Annotated in this window: 19 protein-coding genes and 1 tRNA gene; 13 read left to right on the top strand and 7 right to left on the bottom strand. The window is 50.3% G+C overall.

What is annotated here, in order from left to right:
• Window positions 1-46 precede the first annotated feature (46 nt).
• Complete coding sequence (gene yicI / locus AC0IXI_RS01590; protein WP_471681852.1) at window positions 47-2,371, bottom strand: alpha-xylosidase; 2,325 nt, start codon at window positions 2,369-2,371, stop codon at window positions 47-49.
• A gap of 339 nt (window positions 2,372-2,710) precedes the next feature.
• Between yicI and AC0IXI_RS01585 the strand changes: the two genes are divergently transcribed.
• A tRNA-Sec gene (locus AC0IXI_RS01585) sits at window positions 2,711-2,805 on the top strand.
• A 36-nt stretch (window positions 2,806-2,841) separates the two neighbouring features.
• On the top strand, window positions 2,842-3,666 hold the full coding sequence (locus AC0IXI_RS01580) for a DUF2971 domain-containing protein (protein ID WP_471681851.1): 825 nt from the start codon (window positions 2,842-2,844) through the stop codon (window positions 3,664-3,666).
• Window positions 3,667-3,689: 23 nt separating this feature from the next.
• Here the strand turns inward: AC0IXI_RS01580 and AC0IXI_RS01575 are convergent, their stop codons facing one another.
• Complete coding sequence (locus tag AC0IXI_RS01575) at window positions 3,690-3,884, bottom strand: toxin-antitoxin system HicB family antitoxin (protein WP_471681850.1); 195 nt, start codon at window positions 3,882-3,884, stop codon at window positions 3,690-3,692.
• Window positions 3,885-4,166: 282 nt separating this feature from the next.
• Here AC0IXI_RS01575 and AC0IXI_RS01570 point away from each other — a divergent pair, with 282 nt between their 5' ends.
• The 5 genes from AC0IXI_RS01570 (at window position 4,167) to AC0IXI_RS01550 (ending at window position 6,787) form a co-directional block, all read left to right on the top strand.
• A complete protein-coding gene (locus AC0IXI_RS01570) occupies window positions 4,167-4,493 on the top strand; it encodes a type II toxin-antitoxin system HicB family antitoxin (protein ID WP_471681849.1) in 327 nt (108 codons plus the stop codon).
• Between the two features lie 299 nt (window positions 4,494-4,792).
• Complete coding sequence (locus AC0IXI_RS01565; RefSeq protein ID WP_134185699.1) at window positions 4,793-5,152, top strand: hypothetical protein; 360 nt, start codon at window positions 4,793-4,795, stop codon at window positions 5,150-5,152.
• Between the two features lie 172 nt (window positions 5,153-5,324).
• Complete coding sequence (locus AC0IXI_RS01560; RefSeq protein WP_134185701.1) at window positions 5,325-5,546, top strand: YgdI/YgdR family lipoprotein; 222 nt, start codon at window positions 5,325-5,327, stop codon at window positions 5,544-5,546.
• 198 nt (window positions 5,547-5,744) lie between these two features.
• On the top strand, window positions 5,745-6,221 hold the full coding sequence (locus tag AC0IXI_RS01555) for a hypothetical protein (RefSeq protein ID WP_471683188.1): 477 nt from the start codon (window positions 5,745-5,747) through the stop codon (window positions 6,219-6,221).
• A gap of 5 nt (window positions 6,222-6,226) precedes the next feature.
• A complete protein-coding gene (locus AC0IXI_RS01550; RefSeq protein ID WP_413499564.1) occupies window positions 6,227-6,787 on the top strand; it encodes an RNA polymerase sigma factor in 561 nt (186 codons plus the stop codon).
• 80 nt (window positions 6,788-6,867) lie between these two features.
• On the opposite strand, the gene AC0IXI_RS01545 is transcribed toward AC0IXI_RS01550, so the two are convergent.
• The 5 genes from AC0IXI_RS01545 to fdnG are packed head-to-tail and all read right to left on the bottom strand — an operon-like array spanning window position 6,868 to window position 13,363.
• Window positions 6,868-7,776 carry an alpha/beta hydrolase gene (locus AC0IXI_RS01545; RefSeq protein WP_471681848.1) on the bottom strand — a complete coding sequence of 303 codons (909 nt, stop codon included), beginning with the start codon at window positions 7,774-7,776 and terminating at the stop codon, window positions 6,868-6,870.
• Between the two features lie 60 nt (window positions 7,777-7,836).
• On the bottom strand, window positions 7,837-8,766 hold the full coding sequence (gene fdhE / locus AC0IXI_RS01540; protein ID WP_064514396.1) for a formate dehydrogenase accessory protein FdhE: 930 nt from the start codon (window positions 8,764-8,766) through the stop codon (window positions 7,837-7,839).
• The gene (gene fdoI, locus AC0IXI_RS01535) at window positions 8,763-9,398 is read right to left on the bottom strand and encodes a formate dehydrogenase cytochrome b556 subunit (protein ID WP_471681847.1); all 636 of its coding nucleotides are present in this window, start codon (window positions 9,396-9,398) and stop codon (window positions 8,763-8,765) included. Before fdoI ends, fdhE begins: the two co-directional genes overlap by 4 nt.
• Window positions 9,395-10,300: a formate dehydrogenase subunit beta gene (fdxH, locus tag AC0IXI_RS01530; protein WP_064561184.1), complete on the bottom strand. Its 906-nt coding sequence runs from the start codon at window positions 10,298-10,300 to the stop codon at window positions 9,395-9,397. The genes fdoI and fdxH overlap by 4 nt, the downstream gene beginning before the upstream one ends.
• A 12-nt stretch (window positions 10,301-10,312) precedes the next feature.
• Complete coding sequence (gene fdnG / locus AC0IXI_RS01525; protein ID WP_424222322.1) at window positions 10,313-13,363, bottom strand: formate dehydrogenase-N subunit alpha; 3,051 nt, start codon at window positions 13,361-13,363, stop codon at window positions 10,313-10,315.
• Window positions 13,364-13,660: 297 nt separating this feature from the next.
• Between fdnG and fdhD the strand changes: the two genes are divergently transcribed.
• The 6 genes from fdhD (at window position 13,661) to AC0IXI_RS01495 (ending at window position 19,084) form a co-directional block, all read left to right on the top strand.
• Window positions 13,661-14,485, top strand: coding sequence for a formate dehydrogenase accessory sulfurtransferase FdhD (fdhD, locus tag AC0IXI_RS01520; protein ID WP_471681846.1), 825 nt, complete (start codon window positions 13,661-13,663; stop codon window positions 14,483-14,485).
• Window positions 14,486-14,604: 119 nt separating this feature from the next.
• On the top strand, window positions 14,605-14,973 hold the full coding sequence (gene asr / locus AC0IXI_RS01515) for an acid resistance repetitive basic protein Asr (protein WP_064514407.1): 369 nt from the start codon (window positions 14,605-14,607) through the stop codon (window positions 14,971-14,973).
• A 615-nt stretch (window positions 14,974-15,588) separates the two neighbouring features.
• Window positions 15,589-16,569 carry a 6-phosphofructokinase gene (locus tag AC0IXI_RS01510; protein ID WP_413499562.1) on the top strand — a complete coding sequence of 327 codons (981 nt, stop codon included), beginning with the start codon at window positions 15,589-15,591 and terminating at the stop codon, window positions 16,567-16,569.
• An 11-nt stretch (window positions 16,570-16,580) separates the two neighbouring features.
• Window positions 16,581-16,895 (top strand): PTS sugar transporter subunit IIB, encoded by a 315-nt coding sequence (locus AC0IXI_RS01505; protein ID WP_134185714.1) that lies wholly within the window; start codon window positions 16,581-16,583, stop codon window positions 16,893-16,895.
• Complete coding sequence (locus AC0IXI_RS01500; protein ID WP_064561195.1) at window positions 16,888-18,255, top strand: PTS sugar transporter subunit IIC; 1,368 nt, start codon at window positions 16,888-16,890, stop codon at window positions 18,253-18,255. The genes AC0IXI_RS01505 and AC0IXI_RS01500 overlap by 8 nt, the downstream gene beginning before the upstream one ends.
• A complete protein-coding gene (locus AC0IXI_RS01495; protein ID WP_424222323.1) occupies window positions 18,242-19,084 on the top strand; it encodes a class II fructose-bisphosphate aldolase in 843 nt (280 codons plus the stop codon). The genes AC0IXI_RS01500 and AC0IXI_RS01495 overlap by 14 nt, the downstream gene beginning before the upstream one ends.
• Window positions 19,085-19,091 lie beyond the last annotated feature (7 nt).

Here is a 19,091-nt window from a genome sequence, read left to right as displayed (position 1 = left end):
TGCTCTTCGTAGGTCGGATTAGCGTTAGCGACATCCGACACATTCACTAAAGCTCGATAACCAAACCTGACTCAGCTGAATCTGGCGTAATCACCACACCCTGCTCGCCCGCAACACTCTTACCTGCCTTCACGCTCTTCACATTACCGATATTACGCAGACACAGCGTCCAGTCTTTCGCCTGGCCTTTACCCTGCACCGTCAGCGTGTTGCCCTCCCGCTTCACTTTCAGCGTGAAGATAACCGAACCGTCTGCCGCCGGGACTTCGCAAATTGCTTCGCGGCCATCGTCGAGATTAAACAGCTGGAAGGCGGTGCCTTCGTGCCATGCGTAATCCGGCTTCTGGTCGTTATTACCGAGCGCCAACAGCGTGTTGTCACGCACATACACTGGCAGGCTCTGGAAACCGTGCTGCTCTTTATGCCAGCGGCTTCCCTGCGCTTCAACGTTGTTGAACAGATGCGTCCAGAGGCCTTCCGGCAAATAGAACTGCACGTCACCCGCTTCACTGAACACCGGCGCAACCATCACTGACTCACCCAACATGTACTGGCGGTCGAGATAATCGCAACCTGGGTCGTCCGGGAACTCCAGCATCATCGAGCGCATCATCGGCGTACCGAATTCTGCGGCAAACGCGGCCTGGCGGTACAGATACGGCATCATGCGCGATTTCCACTGCGTGAAGTGGCGCACCACATCGCAGGCTTCGTCGTCATACGCCCATGGCACACGGTAGGATTTGCTGCCGTGCAGGCGGCTGTGACTGGAGAGCAGCCCGAACGCGCACCAGCGTTTGTATACATGCGCAGGTGCGGTGTTTTCGAACCCGCCAATATCGTGGCTCCAGAAACCGAAACCGGACATGCCGAGCGACAAGCCACCGCGTAGACTTTCCGCCATAGATTCGTAGTTGGCGTAGCAGTCGCCACCCCAGTGAACCGGGAATTGTTGTGCGCCCACGGAAGCCGAACGCGCAAACAGCACCGCCTCTTCTTCACCCAGCTCCTGCTTGAGCACATTCCACACCAGCTCGTTATAGATGAACGCGTAATGGTTGTGCATTTTCTGCGGGTCAGAGCCGTCATGCCACACTACGTCAGTCGGGATACGCTCGCCGAAGTCGGTTTTGAAGCAATCCACACCCATGCGTACCAGGCGTTTCAGGTGCCCGGCATACCACTCGCAAGCTGCCGGGTTGGTGAAATCGACAATCGCCTGGCCTGGCTGCCATTTATCCCACTGCCACACCGCGCCGTTCGGGCGTTTCAGCAGATAGCCTTTTTCCATCCCTTCGCGGAACAGCGGGGATTTCTGGCCGATGTAGGGGTTTATCCACACGCAGATTTTCAGGCCGCGCGCTTTCAGGCGTTTCAGCATCCCTTCCGGGTCCGGGAACGTCACCGGGTCCCACTCGAAATCGCACCACTGGAAGGCTTTCATCCAGAAGCAGTCGAAGTGGAAAACGTGCAGCGGCAAATTGCGTTCCGCCATACCGTCGATAAAGCTGTTGACCGTCGCTTCGTCATAGTTGGTGGTAAAGGAAGTGGTGAGCCACAGGCCAAACGACCACGCTGGTGGCAGCGCCGGGCGGCCAGTGAAGCGGGTGTAATGGTCGAGCACCGCTTTCGGCGTTGGGCCGTCAATCACGAAATATTCGAGATATTCACCTTCGACACTGAACTGCACCTTGGAGACTTTCTCGGAACCCACTTCAAAAGAGACACATTCCGGATGGTTCACCAGCACGCCGTAGCCACGGTTAGTCAGGTAAAACGGAATATTTTTGTAAGATTGTTCGGTGCTGGTGCCGCCGTCGCGGTTCCAGGTTTCCACTGTCTGGCCGTTTTTCACCAGCGCGGTAAAACGCTCGCCCAGACCGTAAACCGTTTCGCCAACGCCCAAATCCAGACGCTCGAACATATGGGTATTTCCGGTATTACCGTCCTGCACGTAGCCGTTGTTTTTCACCGCACTGCCGGTGATACGCACGCCGTCACGCAGGAAATCCAGCGCCCAGTCCAGGCCTTTGGTGACACGCACCGCCAGGTTGCCGCTTTTCAGCTCGGCAAACGCTTCCGTGTTCTGCATGGTGACTTTCACGTCCTGCAACACGTTCAACGGGTAATGCGGGCCGTTATTCACCGCGCCCTGGAAGTGCTCGATGCGCACACCGACAATCCCTTCCTGCGGGGAGAAAAAGCGCAGCGTAAACAGAGGTGTATCGAGCTGATTGCCACGTTCGCGCACATCTTTCATGCCCGCGTACACCACCATCTCATTACCCTGCTGCTCCACATCGAAAACCTGCACCGGGTGGATAAGCGCTAAACCGGGCTGAATCAGCCAGTTACCGTCACTAATTTTCATTATGCCGTCCTTTTGAATACTGAATTTTTGGAAACGGTGTGCCAGTGGGTCTGGTGATCACCTTTAAAAGCGAGTGTAAAAAATTCGATAGTTCAGGTTTTAAAGCATCGGGAGGCGGGCCGGAATTCCAATTTCTGGTTATCAGATTACGTTTCTTAATAACTGTGAGCAGTGTCGCTCTCTTAGCAGACTAAGAGTTAAGGAATGGGTGTTTTTCGGGCGGTTTGATTGATCTGGCTAATAGTTTCTGAGAAATGATTGGGGAAAGGACAAAGCATTGTTTGGTAAGGGGGAAAAGTCGGTATACTGCGCACCGCCTCCATGTAGCAATCGAGGCTAGGAAGATCGTCGTCTCCGGTGAGGCGGCTGGACTTCAAATCCAGTTGGTGCCGCCAGCGGTGCCGGGCAGGTTCAACTCCTGTGATCTTCCGCCATTTTTGCATAAAAATTATTAGTAATAAGGACAGAAAATGTTCAAATACTTTCCGCCGGAACGTATTGATGTATTACAAAATAACTTAATTTGCTTTAATAACCCTCGACAATTTAATGATCCATTTGAGTTTCATTCTTTGTATGACCTTGACGGGTTCATGCAAAACCTGCAGGAACGTATTAAAAGCCTCGATATCATAGAAAATCTAAATTTGGAGCAGAGATTATTACTTGAAAGTCTTACCCCCGAACATAAAAAACTAGTTCTTGAAAGTACTAAACTATTTTTGAACTCAAAATTTAACGCAAACAGAAATAATATAGTTAGTATAACATCTGAAAGTCTGACCAAGTTTAATGAAGAATTTATAAGAATAACAAGAGTCTTATGTTTTACCGAAAAGCCTAATAATCTTTTGATGTGGGCTCATTACGCATCCTCCCACACCGGATTTGTAATTGAATTTGATCCAAAAAATAATTTTTTCCATAAAGGAAGAAGCTTAAAAGATGAGTATGGACATTTAAGAAAGGTGGATTATTTGGATGAGATTCCAAAAATCGATCCTATTTCAAATGATATTGCCAAGCACTACTTAGTTAAAAGTAAAGAGTGGGAATACGAACAAGAGTGGAGAATATTTGCAATGGAAAAGGATGCCGCCACTAAAATAGACAATACTTATGACTTGTATCCATTACCTCCTGAATCAATAAAAAGAGTAATACTTGGTTGCCAAGTGACTCATCAATTTGAAGAGTCTATGTATAATACGTTGATGTCTAATAAAAAGTATTCACATGTAATTATAACAAAAGCTAAAAAATCTAAATTAAAATTTGCGGTAGAAGTCGATTGAACTTAACTATTACGCATCAGTAACTACGGATATTTAATATCAATCCCCAAACGCTGTAACTCTTTCCTGCCAAGCGTCTTCAACCAATTCCCCAAGCTCATACCTGCATCTTTCGCTGCAACTTCAAATTGAGCTTTCAGCTCTGGTGAGATCCTGATCTGAAAAGCAGGATTTTTACCGGAAGCGGACTGTTTAGCATCATATTTGACCGTTGACATGTATGTACCCTTGAGTTTAGTGTGGCCTTAAAGGTACACACCCTACCATAGGGCTACCTGAAAAAAAACGCCCCCGAAAAGTATTACGAGTACTAGACGGAGGCTCACCACAATCACTCACGCTGAAACCGCATACCCACAACCAGTTACTGAATCCGCAATCACATCGCTATTAAAAACCCCGCTCGGTGCCACGCACGATCTCTTCCAGGTGCTCGACGCCTGCCAGCATTATGTTGATGCGCTTATTCCCCCAACGAATACTGGTCCGGGAATCAAACCATGAATAACATGCTTAAAATTGACGGCCACACAGCCATTGTTAGCTTCGACCCAGACATTGAAATGTTTCGCGGCGAGTTCGTTGGCTTAAACGGCGGTGCAGATTTTTACGCCTACAGTGTGCAGGAATTGAAAACAGAGGGAGCCGAATCTCTGAAATTCTTTCTTGATACATGCCGTGCAAAAAACATTGAGCCTTATAAATCATACAGCGGGAAGATTTCTGCTCGTCTAACGCCTGAAGACCATGCAGCTCTTGAACGTATCGCGCTGGCATGCGGCGAGAGTATTAAATTAATCAGTTACTCAATCAGGGCGCAAAATTAATCATTAAGCAACATGATGCGTGATTAGCGTTGCCAGCAATTAATCAGGTTTTGTAGGGCGGATTAGCTTGCGACATCTGCCATTTTTTTAAAGCAACGCCTTCATCCACACGCCCCTGCACGCTCTTCTTTGTCACCCCAGCATGTGAGATACTGCGCCGATATTATTTCCGCCACATAAGCAAAAGAATCAGTCCGTTAGACTTACCTGGCGTAAACGAAATAAAACAAGGGGTTACGTGAAGCGTAGCCCTTTTTTAATGCCTGACGAAACAGGTAGCAGCAATTTAAGAGGTTTGTATGAACTGGGATGTGTTGAAGTGGTTGATTGGCATCTACTTTGGCTGTTTTTTTGGGCTTCTCAAAGTGGCCTACTCCGACCCCAAATTTTATCTTGAGTACATAGATAAAAAACTCACCTGGTTCTGTTACACGTGTCTGGTCGGCTTCAGTGCCTTTTGGTACGGGCTTTATGCTTGCAGAAGCTACACGGTAGATAACATCGACCTGATTTCTGAACAGCTGACTCATTTAGACAAAGAATATAACTACGTCACTTCATACCTTCTGGTGCTGATTATTACGTCCTGTTTATCCTTTGCTGCCAGCATTTTGTTTATTGACGTCGCACGCAGGAAACAAGCGCATTTGAGTTCTTAAACAGCGTTAATACCTTGAAAAAGTTAAAAAACCGTATGGTAAAGCCATGCGGTTTTTTTATTTTGTAGCAAAGCAGCACCATAGCTCCAAAAACCCTTCGTCATACACCTTAACAATCTGTCTTGAGCACAACAGGTAGAATCCCCTTCTTATTTAAAAGGGACATTTCAGCATGAAAAAATTGATGGCAGTTCTGCTGTTAAGCGGTGTAGCGCTTTCGGTCACGGCGTGTTCGAGCGATTACGTTATGTCGACCAAAGCAGGCGATATGATTGTGACGCAGGGGAAACCACAAGTGGATTCAGATACTGGCCTGATTAGTTACACCGATCAGCAAGGCAACGAGCGCCAGATTAATGACGACCAAATCGTGCAGATGATTAAGAAGGACTGATTTGTTATGCAAATACCAGCCAATTTAGATTGGCTGGTATTACATCCCCCACTTATTCACCGCAAAAAACACGTGCCGGAGAGGATGCGCCTTCACTCCGAACAGAAAAATTTTTCATTTTCCCGACAATATTTCTACTTCTCATTCGTCTACCTCATCAGAAGCAATAATTAACTAATCTGATGAGGAGTAAAAATGATGAGAGATTTTGATATGCGTGGACATGGCCGGGAGCACGGTCGCGGATTCGGTGGTCACCCGATGGCTAAACCACTGCTGATGGGCATTGTGTTTATTATCGCGCTGAGCCTGCTGGTGATGTCTCTGTGGAATGCACTGCTGCCTGCGATTATCGGCGTGAAAAGCATTGGCTTCTGGCAGGCGCTTGGGTTGCTGGTGCTGTGCCGTATTCTGTTCGGCGGCCTTGGGCTGCGTCCTGGGATGTTCGGTATGGGCCGGGAGCGCCGCCGTATGCATGAACGCTGGATGCAAATGACACCAGAGCAGCGCGAACAGTTTGTTCAACAGCGCCGCGGTGGATTCTGGCGTCATGGTCGCGGCCATTGCCATCATCGCGATGAGCATCATGCCGATCGCCACGAGCGGCAGGGTGAGAATGAGCATTGCCGTCAGAAGCCGGAAGATAGCGCCCAGAAACCGACGCAGGCTGAGTGACGGTAATGAAAGCCGGGACGGCAGGACACTCTCGAGTCATGTTGGCACTGACTGCATGTCGCTCGAAGCTGAAAGCTTTTATCGTTGGCCGCACGCCGGTTCGTGATGACGCAGACGATATCCTGCAAGAAGTGACATGGCAGTTGATGAAAGTGGAGCAACCGGTGGAGAACGTCGCCGCCTGGTTGTTTCGCGCCGCTCGTAATGAAATGACCGACAGGGCACGTAAAAAGCGCGAGCTTCCGCTTTCTGACTATTATTCTGACGACGATGAGGGTTTTCTTCCGGAAGACGAACTGGCGGAAACGTTGTTTGGCGTGCCGCAGTCACCGGAAGACGAATATTTGAGTCAATTGCTCTGGGATGAGCTGGAAGATGCGATGTCGGAGCTTCCTGTGGCGCAGCGTGAGGCGTTCGAAAAAACCGAACTCCACGGCTACAGCTTTAAGGAGTTAGCGGAAGAAACAGGCATTAGCGTTCAGGCACTGTTATCCCGCAAGCACAAGGCCGTGCTTTATCTACGAACCCGTCTTCGCAATCTTTATGATGAGCTAACGGAAGGCTGAGTGCGCAGAGTCGGGTTTCTCTGAACGAAAAGCCCCGGCCAGCATAGCCTGGCCGGAGTGGTGCAAGGGATTGATTGAGCTTATTGACCGACCCGCCACGCAACATCACGCATGGCGTCGCGCGCTGCCTGGCTGATACCACCAAGCTGGAAAAAGCCGTGGATCACACCGAGATAGCGTTGGCAGGTGGACTCAACGCCCTGGTCCATCAGGCACTCATGCAGCACCTCGCCTTCATTGCGAAGGGGGTCGTATTCAGCGGTGATGATATGCACCGGTGGCAAGCCTGCAAAATCTTCACGAAATAACGGGCTGGCTTCATCATCCATTGCGTCCAGATCGGGCATATAGGCTTCGTAGCCGGAAAGCAGCGTATCGCGGGTAATGATGTAGTCGTAGCCATTTTCCTGATAGCTGACAGATTCTGCCGTCGCGTCCAGCATCGGGTAAATCAGCATGAGGCGCGCAGGCAACCAGTTTCCCGCACTTTTCAGGCGCAGGGCGGTGACCAGGGCAATATGTCCACCAGCGCTGTCGCCCGCGAGCGTTATTCGTTCACAATCCACTTCCAGCTGATCAGCCGCTTGCCAGATAGCGTCCGCTGCACGCTCAGCATCATCATGCGCTGCCGGATAAGTGTGCTCCGGTGCCACGCGATACTGAACGGCAATCACCCGGCAACCACTGTGATAGCAAAGCTGGCGTAACTGATTGTCATGGGTTTCAAACCCACCGCTAACAAAGCAACCGCCGTGGTAGTAGATCACGGCAGGAAGCGATCCGGTGGCATTGAGCGGGGAAAACATACGTAACGTGCAGCCATCAAGACAGATGTCTTTCACGTCGACCCGGGTTTCCGTTTCGCCCGCTAAAACCGTGCTGGCGATATACCCGGCCCGGCGTTCGGCAAAAGTTTGTTGGCGTGAAGAAGGGCGGCCGGAGTCGATGAACTCATCAACCAGCCCGGCGATTCCGGGTTCGAGGGACATATTGTTATCCTGCGTGATGACCAGGGCGGATAAGCCAAAGCTCTCCGCCCTGGGAACTGATTACTCGCCTTCCCCTGGGAACAGGAAAGGATTAATGCTGCTGCGGGCAAAGCCTTCTTGCTCCATGCGAGCATCCAGCACCAGTGTGGCTAAATCGTCGGCCACGGCTTCGACTTTGGCATCTTTTTCCTGATATAGAATCTTCAGGTAAGTGCCGCAGTCGCCACAGCTTTCCGCTTTAATTGCTGACTGCTCGCTTTCCAGCGACCAGTAGTTCAAATCGCGGGTTTGCTCGCAGTTACTGCATTTCACCCGCACCACGTGCCACTCGGTTTCGCACAAGTTGCAGTGCAGATAACGCAGGCCGCTGGTGCCGCCAATCTGCACGATGCTGGAAACCGGCATCGAACCGCAAACCGGGCAAAACTGGCGTTGCTCACCGTATTCCGCTTTCGCACGCCCAGGAATCAGGCTTGCCATTTGCGCCCAGTAGAGCGATAACGCCGCCCAAATGAACGGGGCTTTGTCGCTGGAAACCAGTGCAAAATCAGCGTTAAACAGCGCAGTAGCCATCTCTTCCAGCTCTTGCGTTGAGGCTTTCTCCAGGTTTTCGATAACCGCCAGTGCCTGGCCGCTCATCTCTGGTTTTAGCTCAGCAATCAGCGAGTTAAGCAAACGCTGCCAGTGTGGGTCACGCGGCAGAACATGGATGTCTAACGGCGGTTTGCCCGTTTCAGAGGATTTCTGAATCAGCGCCGTTAAGTCCATTTCCAGCGGGTGGTCGTACAGCACCACTTCCTGGGCGTGGGCGATTAGCGCGGCAAAGCGCAGGAAATCACCCAGCGGATTATCGGCGGCCAACTCAAGCAGGCGTTCTGCACGGCGGTTGTAGAGATTTTTCAGCCGGGGGAACAGTAACGGCGGGATCATCTCCGCCGTACGTTTGTCGCTCTTCTCCAGCTGGTCTTGCGGGATTATGCGAATACTCATTCCTGTCGTTTTTCCTGTTTTTGGCGAACTTCACGATACCATTTCGGATGGTGTTTCTTCGCCCAGGACGTTGTGACCCAGCCTTCCACCATCGCAGTAATCGTGCCTTTCACCCAAAGGGCGGCGTAGATGTGGACCATAATAACCACAATCAGTGCCACTGCCGCAAATGAATGCACCATCAGGGCTACGCGAATCACCGGGATTGAGAAAGCAGGAGCGAAGTAAGGACGCCAGATAATCACGCCGCTCACCAGCAGTAACACCAGGAAAATAATCGCCGCCCAGAACACGCATTTCTGGCCGAAGTTATAACGCCCGGTATCACCCACTTCCTCGTTGACGATGATCTTACGAATATTCTTCGCCCAAAAGATATCATCCCGATTGATTAGGTTGTGGTGCCAGTAACGGAAAAACATGATGATAAACGAGGCAAACATCACCACACCGACGAACGGGTGGAGGATGCGCGCCAGCTGCGGCGTGCCGAGAACATGCATCAACCAGTTGAAGGAGGGGAAGAAAAAGCCCAGCCCGCTAATGGCCGCCAACATAAAGCAGAAGGCGGTTACCCAATGGTTGATGCGCTCAGGCGCGCTATAACGCTGAATAGTCACTTGTTTTTTCATGGTTTGCGCACCTCGTCATCCTCATGGTGCAAGTTATCGTCCTCTTCTTCGGCACGGTTCGGGCCGACACCCACATAGTGGAACACGCTGGCGGCAAAGGTTGCAGCAAAGCCAATGGCGGCCAGCGGCTTCCAGACACCTTTCCAGAATTTCACGGTTGGGCTGATGGACGGATTTTCCGGCAGGCCGTGATACAGCGTCGGCTTGTCCGCATGATGCAGCACGTACATGACGTGAGTGCCGCCAACGCCTTCCGGGTCGTACAATCCGGCGTTGTCGAAACCACGCGTTTTCAACTCAGCCACACGATCCCCCGCCAGCGTTTTCATATCCTCTTTCGAGCCGAAATGAATCGCCCCGGTTGGGCACGTTTTAACGCAAGCAGGCTCCTGGCCGACGGTCACACGGTCTACACACAGGGTGCATTTGTAGACACGGTTGTCCTCCGGGTTCAGGCGCGGCACGTCGAACGGGCAACCGGCGATACAGTAACCGCAGCCGATGCACTGTTCGGACTGGAAATCGACAATGCCGTTGGCGTACTGAATGATCGCGCCTTCAGCCGGGCAGGCTTTCAGGCAGCCCGGATCCGCACAGTGCATACAGCCATCTTTGCGGATCAGCCATTCCAGCTTGTCGTTTTGCTCCACTTCCGAGAAACGCATCACCGTCCACGATTTCGCGGTCAGATCCGCCGGGTTGTCATACACCCCGACGTTGCTGCCGATCTCATCGCGCAGATCGTTCCACTCCGAACAGGCCACCTGGCAGGCTTTACAGCCAATGCAGGTGGTCACGTCGATAAGTTTCGCGACCTCTTGCTGGTGATCCCGCGCCTGAGGCGCGGGCGTGAGGCCGTTGGTGGCGGAACGGCGGATAATATCTTGAGATTGATAAGCCATAATTCCTCTCCGCTACACCTTTTCCACATTGACCAGGAACGCCTTAAATTCAGGCGTTTGCGTGTTGGCATCACCGACAAATGGCGTCAGGGTGTTAGCGATAAAGCCTTTCTTCGCCACGCCTTCATAACCCCAGTGAATCGGAATACCGATGGTGTCCACTTTCTGGCCGTTCACATCGAGCTGACGAATACGCTTGGTCACCACCGCTTTGGCTTTAATAAAGCCACGGTTGGAGGAGACTTTCACCGTGTCGCCGTGAGCAATACCGAGTGAATTTGCGAGCTTCTCGCCAATCTCGATAAACTGCTCTGGCTGCGCGATGGCGTTGAGTACCGCGTGTTTGGTCCAGTAGTGGAAGTGCTCGGTCAGACGATACGTGGTGCCGACATACGGGAACTTGTCGTGTTTGCCCATCGCTTCCAGGTCACCTTTAAACACGCGCGCCGCTGGGTTAGAAACCACGTTCGGGTGCAGCGGGTTGGTGCCAAGCGGTGTTTCAAACGGCTCGTAATGTTCAGGGAACGGCCCTTCTGCCATCTTGTCGATAGCAAACAGACGCCCTAAACCTTCCGGCTGCATGATGAACGGCCCAACGTCGGTGCCCGGCGCGGCAGTGCTGTAGTCGGCAATATCCGCGCCGCTCCACTTCGCGCCATCCCAGGAAATCAGGCGGCGTTTTTCATCCCACGGTTTACCTGCAGGATCAGCAGAAGCACGGTTATACAGAATGCGACGGTTAAGCGGCCACGCCCAGGCCCAGCCTAACGTGTTACCCAAACCAGACGGGTCAGCGTTATCACGGCGTGCCATCTGGTTGCCGTCTGGCGTCCAGGAGCCAGCGAAGATCCAGCAGCCACTTGAAGTGGTACCGTCATCGCGCAGTTGAGCAAATGAACTGATTTGTTGGCCTTTTTTCACCAGAACCGTACCGGTTGCCGGGTCGACAACGTCCTGCAACGCTTTACCGTTGCTTTCCATCGCCACTTCTTCCGGCGCCGGGTTATCAGGCGTCTGGTAATTCCAGGTCATGTTCAGCACTTGCTCAGGCAGCGCACCGCCTTCGGCCTGGTACATGTGGCGCATGCGGCTAAAGATGCCCGCGAGGATTTCGCCATCGTTCAGCGCTTCCCCTGGGGCGTCCGCACCTTTCCAGTGCCACTGCAACCAGCGGCCGGAGTTAACGATAGAACCGTTTTCTTCGGCAAAGCAGGTGGATGGCAAGCGGAACACTTCGGTCTGGATTTTCGACGGGTCAACATCATTAAATTCGCCGTGGTTTTGCCAGAAGTTCGCGGTTTCAGTGTTCAGCGGGTCGATGGTCACGAGGAATTTCAGCTTCGACAGTGACGCAATAACTTTGTTTTTGTTCGGGAACGAGGCAACAGGGTTGAAGCCCTGACACAGATAACCGTTCACCTTGCCCTGGTTCATCATCTCGAAATATTGCAGGACGTCGTAGCCCTTGTCCCACTTCGGCAACCAGTCATAACCCCAGCTATTTTCCGCTGTGGCTTTGTCGCCAAAGAAAGCTTTCATCATCGAAACGAAGAATTTCGGATAGTTGCCCCAGTAGTTGACCTGGCCTTCCAGCAGCGGTTTCGGCGTGTTGGCGGCAAGATAAGTCTGGAGATCGGCTTGTTTCTCGTTCGGCAGCGTCATGTAGCCCGGCAAGCTTTGTGACAGCAGGCCGAGGTCCGTCAGACCCTGAATATTGGAGTGACCGCGCAGGGCGTTCACGCCACCGCCTGCCATTCCCATGTTGCCAAGCAGCAACTGAATCATCGCCATGGTGCGAATGTTCTGCGCGCCCACGGAGTGTTGCGTCCAGCCCAGCGCATACAAGAACGATGCAGTTTTATTTTTTGCGCTGGTTTCTGCGATGTATTCACAAACTTTCAGGAAATCATCTTTCGGGGTGCCGCAAATATTGGAAACCACTTCCGGCGTGTAGCGAGAAACGTGCTCTTTGAGCAGGTTCCACACGCAACGCGGATGAGTCAGCGTCAGGTCGCGTTTGGCGAAACCTTTTTCGTCCAGCTCATAGTTCCAGGTGGTTTTGTCGTATTTACGGTTTGCCGCGTCGTAGCCCGAGAACAGGCCGTCATCGAAGCTGTAATCATCACGCACAATCAGGTTGGCGTTGGTGTAAGCCTCAACGTATTCACGGTTGAATTTATTGTTGTTTATCAGGTACAGCAGCACGCCTGACAGGAAAGCAATGTCAGAACCGGAACGAATCGGAGTGTAGAAATCCGCCACCGATGCGGTTCGCGTAAAGCGCGGATCGATAACAATCAGCTTCGCGCCGTTGTGGATTTTGGCTTCCATCGCCCAGCGGAACCCGACTGGATGAGCTTCTGCCGCGTTTCCACCCATCACAATAACGAGATCGGCGTTCTTGATATCAACCCAGTGGTTGGTCATCGCACCGCGACCAAATGTTGGAGCAAGACTTGCTACCGTTGGTCCGTGTCAGACACGCGCCTGGTTATCCACGGCAAGCATGCCGAGGGCGCGGGAAAATTTCTGGGTTAAATAGCCGGTTTCATTACTGGAAGCGGATGCGCACAACATGCCGGTGGAGAGCCAACGGTTAACCGTGGTTCCCTGGTCGTTCTGGGCAATAAAGTTGGCATCGCGGTCAGCTTTCATTAGTTTGGCAATACGGTCAAATGCCGTTTCCCAACTGATCTGCTCCCACTTATCCGAGCCTGGTGCGCGGTAAGACGGGAATTTCAGACGGCTTTCGCTGTGGATGAAATCCACAAGTCCTGCACCTTTAGGGCAAAGTGCACCACGGTTAACCGGGTGATCCGGGTCGCCTTCGATATGGAAGATAGATGCTTTGGCATTTTTCGCGCCGTCGCCGAGGCTATACATCAATAGCCCACAACCAACGGAACAGTATGTGCAGGTATTACGCGTTTCACGGGTGCGCAGCAATTTATATTGCCGTGTTTCCGCAAGTGCCACGCCTGGGGCAAAGCCCAATGCGGCTGCCGTAGTCCCTGCCATACCGCCAGCACAGATCTTAAAGAACTGTCTTCTGCTGACCTGCATGGGTGCTCCTTGTTTCGACATTTTTCACAAGCTTTATACCCGTCATACTTCAAGTTGCATCTTTGTTGGCTGCGTTCTCTCACCCGAATCACTTAGTTCACTAAGCTCATCGGGACTCGCTCTCTTGCCGCCGCGATGCAACTCGAATTATTTAGGGTAAATAAGTGTAATTTTTGCGGTTTGACCGATGAAGGTTCACAATCAAACCCAAACTGGAAATACCCCCTAATCCAATAGGGGTAGTGTTTCCAGAATACCACATTAGGATTAAGGCTGTTCCAATCAGGTTAAGACAAAGTGAACAATTCCGAACCAAATCAGAACGAAAATGTGAACACCATCACTGGTGCCCGGACGATTGAGTTATGGCAACGCCACGATTTACTCGAGGCTAAAGGCGACTGGCTGGCTGAAGAAGTCCCGGTGGCTCTGGTCTACAATGGTATTTCGCATGTGGTAATGATGGCATCTCCCAAAGATCTGGAGCTTTTTGCATTAGGTTTTTCCTTATCAGAAGGGATAATTGAATCGCCATCAGACATTTACGGAATTGATGTTTCGCCAGTGTGTAACGGCCTGGAAGTGCAAATTGAGCTCTCAAGCCGCCGCTTTATGGGGCTGAAAGAACGCCGCCGTTCTCTTACCGGGCGCACTGGCTGTGGCGTTTGTGGCGTTGAGCAACTCAACGATATTGGCCGCCCAATCTCTCCCCTGCCGTTTACGCAAACATTCGACCTGAACAACCTTGATGCAGCCTTAAACCAGATGCGCGACTACCAGCCAGTCGGGCAACTCACCGGCTGCACGCATGCCGCACTCTGGCTTAATGAAAACGGCACTATTCTGGATGGCAAAGAAGATATCGGCCGCCACGTAGCCCTGGATAAATTGCTTGGCGCCCGTGGGCGTGAGGCCTGGCAAAACGGTGCAGTTTTAGTCTCAAGCCGCGCCAGCTATGAGATGGTGCAAAAGTCGGCCCAGTGCGGGGTGGAGATTCTGTTTGCCGTCTCAGCCGCAACCACGCTTGCCGTTGAAGTGGCAAGCCGCTGCAACCTGACGCTCGTTGGATTTAGCAAACCAGGTCGAGCCACGGTTTATACCCATCCGCAGCGGTTGTGTTAACAGGCTGTACATTCCGTTACGTACCGACACCAATCACTCACTGAACGTATTTGTTTGTTGGCATAAAGTTATTTCAACGGGCCAACAACCCACACATAAACAAATACGAGACTATCAAAATGAAAAAAGTATTAACTCTGATTGCTGTTGCTGTAATGGGTATGTCCTCTGTTGCTTTCGCTGCTGAAACTACTGCAGCACCTGCTCCAGCAAAACACACCACTACTGTGCACCACAAGAAACACCATAAAGCAGCACCGGTAGCTCAGAAAGCGCAAGCAGCTAAAAAGCACCACAAAAAAGCCACTACAACTGCAACTCCAGCAGCACCACAGAAAGCCCAGGCTGCTAAAAAGCACCACAAAAAAGCCGCTACCACTGCAACTCCAGTAGCGCCACAGAAAGCTCAGGCTGCTAAAAAGCACCACAAAAAAGCCGCTGCACCAGTAGCGCCAGCAGCAAAACCAGCGGTTAAACCAGCTGCATAAGTTGCAATGAAACCCCTCATTATTAAAAACACCCGGCTTGCCGGGTGTTTTGTTATCAAACCTGAGCAACTGCTAAAACGCTTTCGGTTTGAAATCATCTTAATGCTGGTCATTCTTTACGGAATGGCTGCGGTCTGCTGCTACTTTTTGTTTTTCACGCCGTCCACAACTTAAAATCCGCCTGGGTTCTTAACCCACCAATCTTTCGTGCATCACACTTCTGAAAAACTAAATTCCGCCTGACTGTCTTGTAAACAGTTTTTCCTCTTTCTTTCACGCCTCTTAATTAATTCCACTCCCTTTCATCCGCAGAAAAATGCGTGAGTAGTCACATTTTTGAAAGCTGATATTCTTCATTTACAACTCAAATAACATCGGTGAATTCCATTTCCCAATCGATAATATTAATCCATTGAAATATAGAGATTTTCTTTACCCTTAGTTCATAGAGCTTATATCAAAAGTTCGTGACTTAAATCACAAATATTGCCCCTAAGAAACACCTGTCAACCGCTCATCCGAATAAATGAATCCCAATTTTGTGATATCGCTTGCAAATTCAAGGCTTGTTTAAAGGGAAAAATGTCTGCAAGGAAAACAGACGAGATAAGTGTCATGAGAATCGGCATGGTAATTAGCGGCGGTGATGTCACGGGGATAAATAACTTTGTTTTTCAGGTTTCCCGACTGGCTCAAGCAGAAATCGTTTTGTTTAACGGTGGTATTCCAGGTCTATTGCAGAATAGCCACCAGGATATTTCCATCCGTGATTTAGTGGATTTTTCCGTAGCATCCATTCCTATTATGTCTTCGGGTCGCACCAACCGTAAATTAAAGGGTAGCGAATATGAAACTATCGCAAAACAGTTAAAAACCCTGCATATCGATGTGCTTATTATGGCCGGTGGTGATGGCTCATTACAATTTTTGAATAACCTCAGTGAATATGGTGTGAATTGTTTCGGTGTCGGTATGACCATCGACAATGATGTTTACGGTAGTGATTACACCATCGGTTTTTCAACTGCATGTGAACAAGTGATTAAAGAAGTCGCCAAGCTGCGTAATACAGGCCGTGCTTTGCCAGGGCGTGTTTTTATGGTTGAACTGTTGGGCGGCTACTGCGGTGAATTAACGCTGCAATCGGCGATTAAAAGCAATGCTGATTTTGCGCTCATCCCCGAGTGCCAGCAGTCGTTAAGCGAACTGGCACATAAGATTAGCGCACGACTTGAGACACAAAATAGCGTCGTGATCCTGTGCTCTGAAGGTTATACCAAAGAGTATTCCCCCGGTTTCCAAGGGGCAATTGACACCATGATTAAACAGCTTGAACCAAAAATTGGCGTACGTATTCGTAAGTCAATTATTGGTTATAGCCTGCGTAACGGTGACCCTACCTGCGAGGAAATCTATCAGGGCACTATTATGGCAGGTGAAGTCGTTCGTTGTATCCAGTCCGGTATGAGAAATAAAGCCATTATTATTAATTCGAGTAACAAACCGATCCCTATAGATTTAATCAGTATGCAAAAACGCCTCGTCGACACCGAAGGGCATCATTATAAATTAGCGAAGCAGCTCAATATTATTTGAGGAGACTTTCAATGCTTAAAATTCTTTGTGTATGTGGCTGCGGTTTAGGTTCCAGTTTCGCCATTGAAATGGCTGCAACTGCCGTACTTAAAAAACTTCAGATTCCGGCAGAAATTGATCACACCACCGTATCAGAAGCGGGGGCCTTTAAATCTGACATTATTTTAACGCAAAAAACGTTCGCCGATATTTTAACTGCCGATGCCAGTGAAGAGGAAATTAAACGCGTCATTGTGCTGCACCGCCTCACGGATAAAGACGAAATCGAACAAAAGATTGTCGCCTTTTTAAAAGATCGCAATGTGAAGGTATACGACCATGAATAGCATCATTAACTTTATTGTTAAAGACCTGCTAGGACAGGCATCAATATTGATTGCCTTTATTGCCATGCTCGGTCTTTTGCTGCAAAAAAAATCAAAGGGTAAAGTCGCGGAAGGGACGTTTAAAACGCTGCTTGGTTTTTTAATCATGATGGCGGGTATCAACATTATTGTAGATACCCTGACTTTCTTGAACGATATCTTCACCCACGGCTTTGGCATGAAAGGCTACATCACCGATGTGGCAGCTATTGCCGGCCTTGCAAACCGCGAACTGGGTTCCGAAGTGGCACTCACGCTAATGGTGATATTTATCGTCAACATCATCATTGCCCGTATCACGCCGTTTAAATACATCTTTCTCACTGGGCAAGCACTGCTTTGGATGGCAACGATTGGTGCAGTGATCGGCTATAAAGCCGGGCTGACTGGGCTGCCGTTGATTCTTACTGGTGGGATCTTCGGTGGAATTATGGCTGTGTTGATGCCTGCTCTCGCTCAACCCGTAGTGCGCCGTATTACCGGTTCTGACGATGTAGCTCTGGGTCACTTCTGCACTATTGGTTATCTGGTGCAGGCTGCGGTGGCGAAGGTTGTCGGCAAAGGTTCTAAATCTACCGAAGATCTGGTGCTGCCGGATAACTTCAAATTCTTGCAAGATACTTACCTTTCGATGGCCGTGGTGATGATCCCTATGTACCTCATCCCGGCGCTGGCGGCTGGCCCGGAATATATCGGCCAATACTCTCACGGCGTGAATTACCTGATGTTTGCCTTTATGCAGGCGATTCAGTTTGTTGCCGGGGTATTCGTACTCTATAGCGGTGTGCGGCTACTGCTTAACGAGTTGGTACCTGCGTTCCGTGGTATTGCGATGCGTATCGTGCCTGATGCCAAACCTGCGCTGGACTGCCCGGTTCTGTTCCCTTACGCCCCCAATGCCGTGATTGTTGGTTTCCTTGCCACAACTGTCGGCTCCATCATCGGCATGATTGTCTTCCCAATGTTTGGCCTGGCGATGATTCTGCCCGGCTTGTTGACCAACTTCTTTGCTGGCGGCACAGCAGGGATTTTCGGTAACGCAATGGGCGGCAGACGCGGCGCAATCATCGGCGGTGTGGTGCACGGCCTGTTTATTACCTTCCTTCCTGCCATCCTGGTGCCAATGCTTGAAAGCTACGGCTTTACCGGTGTGACTTTCAGTGATTCTGATGTGATCAGTAGCGGCCTAATTTTGGGACATGTATTCCAGAATAACTGGACGTTTGTCGGCTTATTCATCCTGTTCGTAGCGCTTATCGCCTGGTTCGTGAATGGCAAATCAACCAAACCTCAAGAGGAAAAAGCACATGAGTCTGTATAACTTCCCAGATTTATTACAGGTAGCCAAAGAGCGTAAATTTAAAGCGGTAGGTTCATTTAATTTGCATTGCCTTGAAATGCTGCCCGCTTATTTTAAAGCTGCCAAAGCAACCAATAGCCCGTTAATGATTCAAATTTCTACCGGGACTGCGGAATATTTAGGTTATCGTTTATTAGTCGATTCAATTCGTTCTTTATCCGAAAGCCAGCAAATACCAACCTGCTTGCATTTGGATCACTGCTCAGATATTGAGTCCATTAAAACAGCCATCGATGCAGGGTTTAGTTCAGTAATGTATGACGGTTCCCATCTGGACATGGCGGATAATATTGCGAATACACGTAAGGTTATTGATATTGCCCGCCCGCGTAATATCTCAGTAGAAGCAGAACTGGGAGCGATTGGCGGCTCAGAAGATGGCAAAGCGGTCGCCATGGAAGATATCTGCTTTACCACCACCGAAGACGCTAAACGTTTCGTTGATGAAACCGGGGTGGATATGCTGGCGGTGTCCGTCGGTACAGTACACGGCCTATATACCGGCAAAGCGAAAATTCAGCATCAACGCCTGGCGGATATCAGCGAAGTGACCAAAACCCCGCTGGTTCTGCACGGTGGCACAGGTGTCAGCGATGAAGATATGCGCCGCGCCGTCTCCGGGGGCATTGATAAGGTCAACGTCGGTACTGAAATGAACGTGCAATGGGTTGGGCACTGCAAAGAAACCTTTGAGAAAGGAAAAGTGAATGACAGCGTGCGCAAATTTTTAATACCAGCAAATGATGCAGTCGCTGCTGTATTAATCGAAAAGATCGCATTATTTAAATAAAGCAGGC

The organism is Buttiauxella sp. AC038, assembly GCF_979253565.1.
Note: the sequence above shows the minus strand (reverse complement) of the source record. Positions and strands in the feature narration are given on the sequence as shown.

Coding starts and splice junctions, on each gene's coding strand:
- AC0IXI_RS01570 (WP_471681849.1), top strand. CDS start 4,167: ATGAATAACATGCTTAAAATTGACGGCCACACAGCCATTGTTAGCTTC.
- AC0IXI_RS01550 (WP_413499564.1), top strand. CDS start 6,227: ATGAAAGCCGGGACGGCAGGACACTCTCGAGTCATGTTGGCACTGACT.
- AC0IXI_RS01565 (WP_134185699.1), top strand. CDS start 4,793: ATGAACTGGGATGTGTTGAAGTGGTTGATTGGCATCTACTTTGGCTGT.
- AC0IXI_RS01580 (WP_471681851.1), top strand. CDS start 2,842: ATGTTCAAATACTTTCCGCCGGAACGTATTGATGTATTACAAAATAAC.
- AC0IXI_RS01495 (WP_424222323.1), top strand. CDS start 18,242: ATGAGTCTGTATAACTTCCCAGATTTATTACAGGTAGCCAAAGAGCGT.
- fdoI (WP_471681847.1), bottom strand. CDS start 9,398: ATGAAAAAACAAGTGACTATTCAGCGTTATAGCGCGCCTGAGCGCATC.
- yicI (WP_471681852.1), bottom strand. CDS start 2,371: ATGAAAATTAGTGACGGTAACTGGCTGATTCAGCCCGGTTTAGCGCTT.
- AC0IXI_RS01505 (WP_134185714.1), top strand. CDS start 16,581: ATGCTTAAAATTCTTTGTGTATGTGGCTGCGGTTTAGGTTCCAGTTTC.
- AC0IXI_RS01545 (WP_471681848.1), bottom strand. CDS start 7,776: ATGTCCCTCGAACCCGGAATCGCCGGGCTGGTTGATGAGTTCATCGAC.
- AC0IXI_RS01575 (WP_471681850.1), bottom strand. CDS start 3,884: ATGTCAACGGTCAAATATGATGCTAAACAGTCCGCTTCCGGTAAAAAT.
- AC0IXI_RS01555 (WP_471683188.1), top strand. CDS start 5,745: ATGAGAGATTTTGATATGCGTGGACATGGCCGGGAGCACGGTCGCGGA.
- AC0IXI_RS01510 (WP_413499562.1), top strand. CDS start 15,589: ATGAGAATCGGCATGGTAATTAGCGGCGGTGATGTCACGGGGATAAAT.
- asr (WP_064514407.1), top strand. CDS start 14,605: ATGAAAAAAGTATTAACTCTGATTGCTGTTGCTGTAATGGGTATGTCC.
- AC0IXI_RS01500 (WP_064561195.1), top strand. CDS start 16,888: ATGAATAGCATCATTAACTTTATTGTTAAAGACCTGCTAGGACAGGCA.
- fdxH (WP_064561184.1), bottom strand. CDS start 10,300: ATGGCTTATCAATCTCAAGATATTATCCGCCGTTCCGCCACCAACGGC.
- AC0IXI_RS01560 (WP_134185701.1), top strand. CDS start 5,325: ATGAAAAAATTGATGGCAGTTCTGCTGTTAAGCGGTGTAGCGCTTTCG.
- fdhE (WP_064514396.1), bottom strand. CDS start 8,766: ATGAGTATTCGCATAATCCCGCAAGACCAGCTGGAGAAGAGCGACAAA.